Source organism: Streptomyces canus 299MFChir4.1 (assembly GCF_000383615.1).
Lineage (GTDB): Bacteria > Actinomycetota > Actinomycetes > Streptomycetales > Streptomycetaceae > Streptomyces > Streptomyces canus_C.
Genome location: NZ_KB911582.1, coordinates 859,390 through 872,768, shown reverse-complemented (window position 1 = coordinate 872,768; position 13,379 = coordinate 859,390). Strand labels below are relative to the sequence as shown.

8 protein-coding genes are annotated in these 13,379 nt (G+C 70.5%); 6 read left to right on the top strand and 2 right to left on the bottom strand.

Features of this window, described 5'->3' with window-relative positions:
- Positions 1-628: FG-GAP repeat domain-containing protein (locus H293_RS0103850; protein WP_020116561.1), on the bottom strand; the 628-nt coding region annotated here is incomplete at its 3' end.
- A gap of 502 nt (positions 629-1,130) precedes the next feature.
- Here H293_RS0103850 and H293_RS0103845 point away from each other — a divergent pair.
- Positions 1,131-2,762, top strand: a complete 1,632-nt coding sequence (locus tag H293_RS0103845) for an IS200/IS605 family element transposase accessory protein TnpB (RefSeq protein WP_020116560.1) — start codon at positions 1,131-1,133, stop codon at positions 2,760-2,762.
- Here the strand turns inward: H293_RS0103845 and H293_RS0103840 are convergent.
- Positions 2,759-4,951, bottom strand: a complete 2,193-nt coding sequence (locus H293_RS0103840) for a mannosyltransferase YkcB-related protein (RefSeq protein WP_020116559.1) — start codon at positions 4,949-4,951, stop codon at positions 2,759-2,761. The two genes, H293_RS0103845 and H293_RS0103840, sit on opposite strands and share 4 nt — an antisense overlap.
- Positions 4,952-5,094: 143 nt before the next feature.
- On the opposite strand from H293_RS0103840, the gene H293_RS0103835 reads away from it, so the two are divergent.
- From H293_RS0103835 to H293_RS0103815, 5 genes are all read left to right on the top strand, one after another.
- Complete coding sequence (locus H293_RS0103835) at positions 5,095-5,937, top strand: serine hydrolase (protein ID WP_020116558.1); 843 nt, start codon at positions 5,095-5,097, stop codon at positions 5,935-5,937.
- Positions 5,938-6,516: 579 nt separating this feature from the next.
- Positions 6,517-7,557 (top strand): esterase-like activity of phytase family protein, encoded by a 1,041-nt coding sequence (locus H293_RS0103830; protein WP_020116557.1) that lies wholly within the window; start codon positions 6,517-6,519, stop codon positions 7,555-7,557.
- Positions 7,558-7,628: 71 nt separating this feature from the next.
- Positions 7,629-11,357: an ABC transporter ATP-binding protein gene (locus tag H293_RS0103825; protein WP_020116556.1), complete on the top strand. Its 3,729-nt coding sequence runs from the start codon at positions 7,629-7,631 to the stop codon at positions 11,355-11,357.
- A gap of 74 nt (positions 11,358-11,431) precedes the next feature.
- Positions 11,432-11,821 carry a hypothetical protein gene (locus tag H293_RS0103820; RefSeq protein ID WP_028807527.1) on the top strand — a complete coding sequence of 130 codons (390 nt, stop codon included), beginning with the start codon at positions 11,432-11,434 and terminating at the stop codon, positions 11,819-11,821.
- Between the two features lie 110 nt (positions 11,822-11,931).
- A complete protein-coding gene (locus tag H293_RS0103815) occupies positions 11,932-13,371 on the top strand; it encodes a S28 family serine protease (RefSeq protein WP_020116554.1) in 1,440 nt (479 codons plus the stop codon).
- The last annotated feature ends 8 nt before the right edge of the window (positions 13,372-13,379 follow it).

Here is a 13,379-nt window from a genome sequence, read left to right as displayed (position 1 = left end):
GGCCGGTGGAACTGCTGAAGCCGCCCTTGTAGACGTAGAGGGTGGCGGAGGAGTTGCCGACGGCCAGGTCGGCCTTGCCGTCGCCGTCGAAGTCGCCGGCGGCCAGGGACAGGCCCCAGTTGTCGTGCGCGGAGACGGCCGGGTCCGGTACGTCGCTCGCCTTGCCGGTGAGGCCGCTCGCCGAACCCCACAGGATCGCGAGGGCGCCGCCGTCGGTGTCGGTGCCGACCTTCTCGTACGGCGAGGCCACGGCGAGGTCGTCGTAGCCGTCGCCGTTGAAGTCGGCGTACGCCGTCGCGCCGCCGAACAGGTCTCCGCTCTCGGCGTTGCCGGGCACGGTACCGGAGTTCTGGCTGAGGACCGAGCGCTTGGCCGAGGTCACGCCGGAGCCGGTGCTGCCGTAGAGGGCGACGACCTGGCCGGCGTTGGCGTGCCCGCTGACGGAGGCGGTGGCGGCCGTGGCCAGGACGTCGCCGATGCCGTCGCCGTTGAAGTCGGCCTTCGCGACCTTGAACGAGTCCGCGGCGGTGGCCGTCGTCGCCGAGACCGTGAGCAGACCGCCCGTCAGCGCGGCAGCGGCGGCCGTCGCGAGGGCGAGTCTGAGGTGCCGGTGGTGCTTCTGGTGCATGCGGGATTCTCCTGCGGCATGCGGGGGACGCCTGGACGGCATCCGCGTCGATGGGGTGCGGACCGTCCGTGTTTGCCTGGTGTTGTCCTCCAGGACACGGACGGTTGGCGATCAGGAGACTTCTGGTGGGGCCCGAGGGTTGTACGGGACGCCGGTGGCTCTTCACCGGCACCGGTCGGGCGTACGACGATGCCCCGCGCCCTTTCCGGAAGGGCGCGGGACATCGTCGTAGGGCGGACAGCCGGTGTGGTGGTCAGCGCACGTCCGGGGGGTCGGGAACTGTTGCTGCTGCACTCAGCAGAAGTGACTTCTGGTGATCGTGGGTGAGTGCCTGTACTGGATGCGGTGGTTCATCTGCGCGCCAGGAGGGTCTGCCGACGGGGGTGTGCTGCCTGCGCTTTCGGGAGGGAACGGGGGTTCGCAGGTCGAATGGGTGACCTTTGCGGATGCTGCTCGTTGACTGCCGTGGACGAGGATCTTCGGCAGAGGGCGGGGTGTACGAGTGGGCGCACTGCGGGAGGTCGCGGCGTTGTTCGTGGTGCCCGGCCCGGCCGGGGTGGCGATCCGGGACCGGCTTCGGGTGTCGGATGCGGACGCGGCGGTTCTCACCGAGGTCGGTGTCTACTTGGGTTCGCTGGCGGCAGGTGATCTCGCGGAGCGGTCCCGGCAGGGGCGGGCTCATGATGCCGCGGGGTGGGCGGTGCGCAAGCGGGAGTTGACGGGGAGGTCGTCGGCTCGGTGGGCGGGCAGTATCACCAAGGCCACGCATGATCAGTGGGCGCTGGCCCGGCGTGGGCAGGCTGCCCACATGGCGTGGCTGCGGGGGCAGATCGCGTCCATCGGGGCGCGGCTGGCCCGGCCCTTGGGTGCCAAGGCCGACAAGCGCGCGGGGCTGGTGCGCGGGTATGCCTCGCGGGGCGAGTGGCATGCCAAGTCCCCCCGCCTGCAGACGCTGAAGGCCCGGCTGGCGGTGGTGGAGGCGGACTGGGCGGCGGGCCGGGTGCGGGTGGTGCGTGGTGGCAAACGCCTCGCGAACACCCGTCACCACCTTGAGGCGGCCGGCCTGGACGAGCAGGCGTGGCGGGAGCGCTGGCGCGCAGAGCGGATGTTCCTGGCCGCCGACGGGGAGTCCGGCAAACGCTTCGGCAACGAGACGATCCGCGTCACCGCCAGTGGACAGGTCTCCCTCAAGCTCCCCGCTCCGCTGGCGCATCTGGCGAACGCGCCGCACGGCCGCTACGTCCTCGACGCGCCGGTGGTGTTCAAGCACCGGGGTCAGGAGTGGCTGGATCGGGTCACCGTCAACCGGGCGGTGGCCTACCGCATCCACCACGACCCGGCACGCGGCCGCTGGTATGTGACCGCGTCCTGGCAGCGCGCCGCCGCCCCGGTCCTGCCGTTGGAGGCGGCGCTGGCGCGGGGGGTGGTGGGGGTGGACATGAACGACGACCACCTCGCCGCCTGGCAGTTGGATGTGCACGGCAACCCGGTCGGCGAGCCGCAGCGCTTCTTCTACGACCTCACCGGCACCGCGGAGCATCGGGACGCGCAGATCCGGCACGCCCTGTCCCGGCTGCTGCACCATGCCCGGCGCTGCGGGGTCGCCGCGATCGCGATCGAGGACCTCGACTTCACCGAGGGCACCAGCCGCGAGAAGCACGGCCGAAACAAGCGTTTCCGCCGCCTCATCTCCCGCTTCCCCACCGCGAAGCTCAGAGCCCGGCTGGCGTCGATGGCCGCCGAGCAGGACGTTGCCGTCGTGGCGGTGGACCCCGCCTACACCAGCCGCTGGGGCGCGCAGCACTGGCAGAAACCGCTGACCAACCCGACTCGTACGATTTCCCGGCACGATGCAGCAAGCATCGCGATCGGGCGACGCGCCCTCGGACATCCGATCCGGCGACGGACGACACCGCCCCACGACGACCAGAGTGATCGTCGTGGGCATCGGACCGTCCAGGCCCGACCGGACACCCGCAGGCGTGAGGAACCCCGCCCCCGTATCCCCGGACCACGGACACGATTCGTGTCACCGGACACGGAGCGAAAGCGGGCGACCAGGACATCCAACACCGTTCGGGGTATCCGCAGTGACCAGATATGGGTCCAAGACTCACTCCTGCTCACTGATTAGGAACGGTCCAGTCGGTAGATCGTCGAGGTGCTGTTCGACTGGCTGCTCTGCGAAGAAGAGCTGCCCGTGGTGTAGTCGCTCGCCTTCACCACCGTGCCGTTCTTCTGCACCCAGCTGGTGATCTCCTGGTTGAGGCTGCTGTTGCCGCCCATGCCACCGCCGCCGAGCTGGATGTAGTGCAACTCGCCCTTCTTCACCAGCTCCTTGAGCCGGGTCAGGGTCATCGCCCGGTCGGTGCCGGTGAAGCCCCACATGGAGATGACGGGCTTGTGGGTGCTGAGGATCAGCTGGCCGGCGCTCTGTGAATTGGACACCGCGAGCAGCCACTTGGCGCCGTCCTGGTGCTTCTCCAGGTACGAGACCAGCGCGCTGTCGACGCTGCCGCCCATGCCGCCGCCACCGCCGGGGCCGCCCCTCGCGGCGCCGGTGCCGGTGCCGGAGCCCGTCCCGCCGGGAGCCGTGCCGCCGCCGGGTACGCCGCCGCCCTGCGGGAGTTCACCGGTGCCGCCACCCGGCTGCATCTGGCCGTTGCCGCCACCGTTGCCGCCGGGGAGTTCCCCGCCCGCCTGGCCGCTGCCCTGTCGGGTGCCGCCCGGCAGCTCGCCGCCGGGGCCACCGCCGCCGAAGCCACCTCGGCCGCCCCCGGGACCGCCTATGCCACCCCCGGTCGACGGACCCGCCGTCGGGTTGGTGCCGCCCATCCCGCCGGTGGTGGCGGAGAAGGCAGGCGAGGCGGCGTACGCCGTCGGGCCCGCGAGGGCCGCCACCAGCGCCGCGGCGACCGACACCCCGAGCAGCCGGAGCCTCGTCCCCGAGGCCGCCGTACGGAAGACGGACAGGCCCACGATCGCGAGGACCATGAGGACGCCGACGACCGGCCACAGCCAGGTGTTCCAGCCGGTGGCCCGGCGCAGCAGCACGATCGCCCAGATGCCGGTGACCGCGAGCCCGGCCGGCAGCACCCAGGACCAGCGGACGTCACCGCTCCGGAAGGCGCGCCACAGCATGACGCCGCCCACGCCGGTCAGCGCCGCGATGCCGGGGGCGAGCGCGGTCGTGTAGTACGGGTGCATGGTGCCCTCGGCCATCGCGAAGGTCAGGTAGTGCAGCACCAGCCAGCCGCCCCACAGGACGAGCGCGGCCCGGGTCAGGTCGGTGCGCGGGGCGCGGCCGCACAGCAGCAGGCCGGCGACGAGCGCCAGGAAGGCGAAGGGGATCAGCCAGGAGATCTGGCCGCCGAGAACCTCGTTGAACATCCGGCCGATGCCCGCGGTGCCGGCGAAGGTGCCGCCCCCGCCGCCCCCGCCGCCTCCGCCGTTGCCCTCGCCGCCGAGGACCCGGCCCAGGCCGTTGTAGCCCATGATCAGGTTCCAGGCGGAGCCGTCGGTCGAACCGCCGATGTAGGGCCGGTCGTCGGCCGGGACGAGGGAGACCGCCGTCGCCCACCAGAAGCTGGAGACCGCCAACGCCGCAGCCGCCAGCGCCAGGTTGACGGCCTTCTTGCGCCAGCCGAGCTTCGAGGCGTACACGTACACGGCGAAGACGGCCGGCAGGGCGATGTAGCCCTGGAGCATCTTGGTGTTGAAGGCGAGCCCGAACAGGACCGCGGAGCCGATCAGCGGCAGCAGCCTGTCGGTGCGCACCGCGCGCAGTGCGAGGGCCGCGCCGCCCACCATGAGCAGCACCAGGATCGTGTCGGGGTTGTTGTCCCGGTTGATCGCGACGGTGATCGGGGTCAGCGCGAGGACGAGAGCGGCGATCGCGGCCGCCGCGTGTCCGAACACCCGCTTCACGGAGGTGTGCAGGATCCAGATCGTGCCGAGGCCGGCCGCGATCTCGGGCAGCATCATCTGCCAGGTGCCGAAGCCGAAGACGCGGCAGGACAGCCCCATGACCATCAGGGCGAACGGCGGCTTGTCGACGGTGAGGAAGTTGCCCGCGTCGAGCGACCCGAAAAACCAGGCCTTCCAGCTCTGCGTACCGCTGTAGACCGCGGCGCTGTAGAAGTTGTTGAGGCTGTTTCCGCTCAGGTTCCAGCCGTACAGGACCCCGGCCAGGACCAGGATCGCGAGCAGTACGGGCAGCGACCAGCGCGGGACCCTGTCCGGGGGCGCCGTGGGCGGGGCCGGGGGCGGCCAGTCGGCGGACACGGTTTCGGTGTGGGGGTGGGGATCGGTGGCAGATGTCACCCGGGCATCGTGCGGAGGCAGCTTGGGTGAGGGCTGTGACTTACCTGGCGCCATCCTGTGAAATTGCCACGCGCCAGGTAACGACTCGCACAACCATTCCCCATGCGTACAACCATTCCCCCGCACCCGAGAGTCAACAGGGCATGACACGGGGGATATCGAGATACACGAAATGGATCGCGACGGGCGCGCTGGCCGCGTGCGTCGCCGCCGCCGCGCCGGCCGCCGCCGCGACCGCACCGGCCGTCAGCTGTACGTCCGCCAAGGCGGGCCTCGCCGACAAACTCAAGCGGGACATCACGTCCGCCCTCGCCAACCGCTCCGGCACCGTCGCCATGGGCCTCTACGACCGTACGACCAAGACCACCTGCACTCTGCGCTCCTCGACCGCCTACGACTCGGCGAGCGTCGTCAAGGTGACGGTCCTCGCCACGCTGCTGTGGGACGCGAAGAAGCACAACAGGTATCTGACCAACACCGAGACCACGCTCGCCAAGGCCATGATCACCAAGTCGGACAACGACGCGACCAGCAAGCTGTGGCGGCAGCTCGGCCTCACCAAGATCAAGGGCTTCCTCACCGCGGCCGGCATGACCCAGACCAAGCCGGGAGCGAACAACTACTGGGGCCTGACCCAGATCACCGTCACCGACGAGCAGAAGCTGCTCAAGCTGGTCACCGCGAAGAACACGGTCCTGAGCGACAACTCGCGTGCCTACATCCTGAAGTTGATGGGCCAGGTCATCTCGTCGCAGCGCTGGGGCACGCCGTACGGCGCCGGGTCGGGCATCGCCTGGCACGTCAAGAACGGCTGGCTCCAGCGCTCCACCCACGGCTGGCGGGTGCACAGCGTCGGCACCTTCACGGGCGGCGGTCATGACTACATGATCACGGTGCTCACACACGGCAACAGCACCATGAACTACGGCATCACCACGATCCAGGGCGTCTCCAAGGTCATCCACCGGGACCTCGCGGCGAGCTGAACCGCTGCGCTGGGCTTGGGCGGCGCGCCTACAGGGGTGCCGGGGCGGGTCGTCGGGCGGCTGCGGGTGTGTTGTGGGTGGTTGCGCAGTTCCCCGCGCCCCTGGGGAGGTGCTGTCACCTGCGTCACGACGGGCCGTTCGCCACCTTGCCCGTCTTCTGTGCGGCGGCAACAGGCCTTCGACCGGGGTGCGGGGCCGGACGTGGACTGCGACCGCGGCTGCGGGTGTGTGGTGGCTGGTCGCGCTTCCGCGGCGGAGCCGCACATCGATACAGCCTCGCGCCCCTGGGGAGGTGCTGTCACCTGCGTCACGACGGGCCGTTCGCCACCTTGCCCGTCTTCTGTGCGGCGGCAACAGGCCTTCGACCGGGGTGCGGGGCCGGACGTGGACTGCGACCGCGGCTGCGGGTGTGTGGTGGCTGGTCGCGCTTCCGCGGCGGAGCCGCACATCGATACGGCCTCGCGCCCCTTGGGGAGGTGCGGTCACCCGCGCCACGACGGGCCCCTCGCCACCTGATCGCCCGTCGGCGCTTCACGGCACGTACTCCCGACGTCACCGGCCCGCCCTACGGTGACGCCCATGCAGCTGAGAACCGTACTCGCGACCACCACCGCGGCCCTGGCGGCGGCGACCTGCCTGACAGGGGCGGGGACCGCCGTCGCCTCGGCCCCGGTGCGCCACGCCTGCTCCCCGTCCGTCTCCCTCGACCGCTTCTCCGACGCGCTCGACAAGACGACATACGACGGCACCTTCGTCGGCAACTTCTCCGCGCTCGCCGTGGACAAGGACGGCTCCCTCGCCGCGCTCTCCGACCGGTCCTCCCTCTTCGGCCTGGACGCGAGGACCCTCGCGCCGGAGTCGGTCGTCCCGCTCGCCGACGAGAAGGGCGCCGCGCTGGACTCCGAGGGGCTGGTGATCGACAAGGACGGCACCCGGCTGATCACCTCAGAGACCGAGCCGTCGATCCGCCGCTACAGCGCCGACGGCAGGATCCTGGACCGCCTCGCCGTCCCGGCCGCGCTCCAGGTGACCCCGGCGGGCCGCGCCACCGCGAACCAGACCTTCGAGGGCCTGACCCTCATGAACGGCGGCCGTACCCTGCTCGCCTCCATGGAGTACGCGCTCTCCGGCGACACGGCCGGAACCGTCCGCTTCCAGACCTGGACCCGGACCAAGAACAACCACTTCAAGCCCACCGCCCAGTACGCCTACCGCACCGACGCCGCCTTCCTCGGCGTCCCCGAGGTCCAGGCCCTCCCCGACGGCCGCCTCCTCGTCCTGGAACGCGGCTTCACCTCCGGCGTCGGCAACACGGTCCGCCTGTACCTGGCCGACCCCCGCCACGCGACGGACACGAGCGGCATCGAGAACCTGACGGGCCAGTCCGGCGTACGGCTGATCAGGAAGACCCTGCTCACGGACATCGCGAGCTGCCCCACCCTGGGCGCCACGGCCGAGCAGCCCCAGCCGAACCCCCTCCTCGACAACATCGAGGGCATGGTGATCACGGGCCACGAGAAGGGCCACGAGACGGGCCGCCTCCAGGTCCTCCTGGTGAGCGACGACAACCAGAACGCGGTGCAGACGACCCGGTTCTACTACCTGAGGGTGCGGGTCTGATCCTCGAAAATGTTGCGGAGGGATGAAATCCGCTTCCGTCCGCGTTGGTGCCTTCCGGTAGATCAGGACGAATGGACGAACCGGAGGGCACCCGCGTGACACCGCAACGGGGATGGGCACGACGACTGGCCGGGTACGCCTGGCGCTACCCCAAGGACGTCGTCCTGGCCCTGGGCTCCTCCCTCGGCGGCATGGCCGTCATGGCGATCGTCCCCCTGATCACCAAGGTGATCATCGACGACGTCGTCGGCGACCACACCAGGGACATGGCCCCCTGGGCGGCAGCCCTCGTCGTGGCCGCCGTCCTCGTCTACGCCTTCACCTACGTTCGCCGCTACTACGGCGGCCGCCTCGCCCTCGACGTCCAGCACGACCTGCGCACGGAGATGTTCGGCACGATCACCCGCCTCGACGGCCGGCGCCAGGACGAGCTGTCCACCGGCCAGGTCGTCGGCCGGGCGACCAGCGACCTCCAGCTGATCCAGGGCCTGCTCTTCATGCTCCCCATGACGATCGGCAACTTCGCCCTCTTCCTGATCTCCCTGGTCGTGATGGCCTGGCTGTCGATCCCGCTCACCCTGGTCGCCCTCGCGGTCGCCCCGGCCCTGTGGTGGATCGCCAAGCACTCCCGCTCCAAGCTGCACCCCGCCACCTGGTACGCCCAGGCCCAGGCCGCCGCCGTCGCGGGCGTGGTCGACGGCGCCGTCAGCGGCGTACGCGTGGTGAAGGGCTTCGGGCAGGAGGACCAGGAGACCGGCAAGCTCAGGGAGGTCGGCCGCCGGCTCTTCGCGGGCCGCCTGCGCACGATCCGCTTCAACTCCAAGTACACCCCGGCGCTCCAGGCCGTCCCCGCCCTCGGCCAGGTCGCGATGCTCGCGCTCGGCGGCTGGCTCGCGGTCCGCGGTCACATCACGCTCGGCACCTTCGTCGCCTTCTCCACCTACCTCGCCCAGCTCGTCGGCCCGGTCCGCATGCTCGCGATGGTCCTCACGGTCGGCCAGCAGGCCCGCGCCGGCACCGAGCGCGTCCTGGAGCTGATCGACACCGAGCCGTACCTGAAGGACGGCGCCAAGGAGCTCCCCGCCGACGCTCCGGCCACCGTCGAGTTCGACGACGTCTCCTTCGGCTACGAGGACGGCCGTAAGGTCCTCGACGGCCTCTCCTTCGAGATCCGCCCCGGCGAGACCCTCGCGGTCGTCGGCTCCTCCGGCTCGGGCAAGTCCACGGTCTCCCTGCTCCTGCCGCGCTTCTACGACGTCACCCACGGAGCCGTCCTCATCGGCGGCCACGACGTCCGCGAGCTCACCCTCGACTCCCTGCGGTCCGCGATCGGCCTGGTCCCCGAGGACTCCTTCCTGTTCTCGGACACGGTCCGCAACAACATCGCCTACGGCCGGCCCGACGCCACGCTCGAAGACGTCGTGAAGGCCGCCCGCGCCGCTCAGGCGGACCGTTTCATCGCCGAGCTCCCCGACGGCTACGACACCACGGTCGGCGAGCACGGCCTCACCCTCTCCGGCGGCCAGCGCCAGCGCGTCGCGCTCGCCCGGGCGATCCTCACCGACCCCCGTCTGCTCGTCCTCGACGACGCCACCTCGGCCGTGGACGCCCAGGTCGAGCACGAGATCCACGAGGCCCTGAAACACGTCATGGAGGGCCGCACCACCCTCCTCATCGCCCACCGCCGCTCCACCCTGAACCTCGCCGACCGCATCGCCGTCCTGGACCACGGCCGCCTCGCCGACGTGGGCACCCACGAGGAGCTGGAGAAGCGCTCCGCGCTCTACCGCCGGCTGCTCACCGACCCCGACGGCCTCGGCGGCGTCTCCCCGGGCCACGCCCAGCCGGTCGCCGTACAGGAGGACACCTCCGTACGCGACGAACTGGACGCCGAGTTCGACGCCGAGCGCGGGGTCACCCCCCGCCTGTGGACCGGCGACCGTGAGCGCAAGGATCTGGCCCTGGCCGGCACTCCGGCCACGCCCGAACTCCTCGCCGAGGTCGACGCGTTGCCCCCGGCGACGGATATCCCCGACATCGATGAGGCCCGCGCGGTCACGCCCGAGGAGTCCTACGGCCTGCGGCGGCTGCTGCGGGGCTTCGGCCGCCCGCTGCTGATCAGCCTGGGCCTGGTAGCCGTGGACGCCGGCATGGGCCTGCTCCTCCCCGTGATGATCCGGCACGGCATCGACGACGGCGTCTCCCGGATGGCAGTCGGGGCGGTCTGGACGGCGACCCTGCTCGCCCTGCTCTCGGTGCTCGTCCAGTGGGCGGCCCAGATCGGCGAGACCCGGATGACCGGCCGCACCGGCGAACGGGTCCTCTACTCCCTCCGCCTGAAGATCTTCGCCCAGCTGCAGCGGCTCGGACTCGACTACTACGAGCGGGAGTTGACCGGCCGGATCATGACGAGGATGACGACGGACGTCGACGCCCTCTCGACCTTCCTGCAGACCGGCCTGGTCACCGCGTTCGTCTCGGTCGTCACCTTCTTCGGCATCCTGGTCGCCCTGCTGGTGATCGACGTACAGCTGGCGCTGGTCGTCTTCGCGACGCTGCCGCCGCTGATCGTCGCCACGTACTTCTTCCGCAAGGCGAGCGTGAAGGCGTACGAACTCGCCCGCGAGCGCGTCTCGGTGGTCAACGCCGACCTCCAGGAGTCGGTGTCGGGGCTGCGGATCGTGCAGGCGTTCCGCCGGGAGCGGGACGGAATGGCGCGGTTCGCGGAACGCAGTGACAGCTACCGTCAGGCCCGTATCCGGGGCCAGTGGCTGATCTCGGTCTACTTCCCCTTCGTCCAGCTGCTGTCCTCGGTGGCCGCCGCGGCCGTGCTGATCTCGGGCGCGGGGCGGGTGGACGCGGCGACCCTGACGACCGGCGCCCTGGTCGCCTACCTCCTCTACATCGACCTGTTCTTCGCCCCGGTCCAGCAGCTCTCCCAGGTCTTCGACGGCTACCAGCAGGCGACCGTCTCCCTGGGCCGCATCCAGGAACTGCTCCAGGAGCCGACGTCCACGAAGGCGGCGAAAGAGCCCCTGGAAGTCCTCTCGCTGCGCGGCGAAGTCGCGTTCGAGGACGTGCGCTTCGCGTACGGGGACGACGAGGAGGCCCTCGGCGGGATCGACTTGAAGATCCCCGCCGGCCAGACGGTCGCCTTCGTCGGCGAGACGGGCGCGGGCAAGTCCACCCTGGTCAAGCTGGTGGCCCGGTTCTACGACCCGACGGGTGGCCGGGTCACGGTCGACGGCACCGACCTGCGCTCCCTGGACCTGACCTCCTACCGTCACCGGCTCGGCGTGGTCCCCCAGGAGGCGTACCTCTTCCAGGGCACGGTCCGCGACGCCATCGCCTACGGCCGCCCGGACGCCACCGACGCCGAGGTCGAGGCGGCGGCCCGCGCGGTCGGCGCCCACGAGATGATCGCCACGCTGGAGGGCGGCTACCTCCACGAGGTCGCCGAGCGCGGCCGCAACCTCTCGGCCGGACAGCGCCAGCTGATCGCACTGGCCCGCGCCGAGCTGGTCGACCCCGACATCCTGCTCCTGGACGAGGCCACGGCGGCCCTGGACCTCGCCACCGAGGCCCAGGTCAACCAGGCCACCGACCGCCTGGCGGGCCGCCGTACGACACTCGTCGTCGCCCACCGCCTCACCACGGCGGCCCGCGCCGACCGGGTCGTGGTCATGGATCACGGCCGGGTGGTGGAGGACGGCACCCACGACGAACTGCTCGCGCTGGAGGGGCGGTACGCCGAGCTGTGGCGGACGTTCGTAGGGGAGCCGGTCGAGGTGTCTCGCTGACGGTCGTGCAACCGTCCGACATACGTTCTGCGTCCGTACACCTGTACGCCCAGAGAGCTGCGGGAGGGACGGCAGTGAAGAGTGGAGCGATACGGCGGCTCGCGACAGGGCTGGCCGTGACGGTGGCGGCCGGGATGCTCGGGGTCGCCGTGCCGGGGCAGGCGCAGGCCGCGGCCACGTCGTGCGAGGGACGCAAGGTCAGATCGTTCCCGTTCTCCACCGGCACGGTGGAGGTCTACAAGCGGCGCGGTTACGTGTGCGCGATCACGCTTCCCCGGCGGCCCGGGGCACGGCAGCACATGATGGTGAGCCTGCGCGCGTACGGCCTGCGGCCGGTCGAGGACTCAGGCACGTACAAGTACCGCGCCGGACCCGTCACCGTGCACGCCGGGCAGCGCAAGGTGTGGTTGAAGGGCGCGGTCGGCCGCGGCAGGTACGACTCGGACGGCTGGATCCGGCTCTGACGCACGGATTTCTCACAGGGTTTTCCCCATCGAGGCGCCATCTCCCCTGGTGCGGACGGCACTTGCGCCGCTAGCGTCCGGCGCACATCTGTACTCACAGGGGAGGGTGCATGCGCAAGGCGCTCAGATGGCTTCTCACGCTGGTCGTGCTCATCGGCACGGTCGGCACGGCGGGGGCGGCCACCGCCGCCGAGCCGGAGGCCCACGGCACCGGTGCCACCACCGACATCAAGGATCAGCTCCTCGCCGTCCCGGGGATGAGCCTGATCGAGGAGAAGCCGTACACCGGTTACCGCTTCTTCGTGCTCAACTACACCCAGCCGGTCGACCACCGGCACCCGTCCAAGGGCACGTTCCAGCAGCGGATCACCGTGCTGCACAAGGACGTGAGCCGGCCGACGGTCTTCTACACCGGCGGCTACAACGTCTCCACCACGCCTCGGCGCAGTGAGCCGACCCAGATCGTGGACGGCAACCAGGTCTCCATGGAGTACCGCTTCTTCACGCCCTCCCGGCCCGACCCGGCCGACTGGACCAAGCTGGACATCTGGCAGGCCGCCAGCGACCAGCACCGCATCTTCAAGGCGCTGAAGAAGATCTACACCAAGAACTGGCTCTCCACGGGCGGCTCCAAGGGCGGCATGACGGCCACGTACTACGAGCGCTTCTACCCGCGGGACATGGACGGCGTCGTCGCCTACGTCGCCCCCAACGACGTGGTGAACAACGAGGACTCGGCCTACGACCGCTTCTTCGAGAAGGTCGGCACCAAGGAGTGCCGCGACCGGCTGAACGCGGTGCAGCGCGAGGCCCTGGTGCGGCGCGAGCCGCTGGAGAAGAAGTACGCCGACTACGCGGCGGCGGAGGGCCTCACCTTCACCACCGTCGGCAGCCTCGACAAGGCCTACGAGGCCGTCGTCCTCGACTACGTCTGGGGCTTCTGGCAGTACAACCTGCTGGCCAACTGCGGTGACGACGAGCTGATCCCGGCGAACGCGAAGACCGCGACCGACGACCAGATCTGGAACTCGATCGACACGATCTCCGGCTTCTCCGCCTACGCCGACCAGGGTCTGGAGACGTACACGCCGTACTACTACCAGGCAGCGACCCAGCTCGGCGCTCCGACGATCAAGTTCCCGCACATCGAGAAGAAGTACATCCGGTACGGCTACCAGCCGCCGCGCAACTTCGTCCCGCGCAGCATCCCGACGAAGTTCCAGCCGTACGCGATGCGGGACGTGGACAGCTGGGTGCGAGGCAACGCCCGCCACATGCTGTACGTCTACGGCCAGAACGACCCGTGGGGCGCGGAGCGGTTCCGCGTCGACAAGGGGGCGAAGGACGCCTATGTGTTCACCGCGCCCGGCATGAACCACGGGGCGAACGTCGCCGGTCTGGTCGCCGACCAGAAGGCGTTCGCGACGGCCAGGATCCTCGCCTGGGCGGGCGTCCCGGCCACCGCCGTCACCGCGGCGAAGCCGCTCGCGAAGTTCGACACGAAGCTGGACGTACGGGACGTGGAGCGCGAGCCCACCCTGCGTCCGTAGTCCGCGCG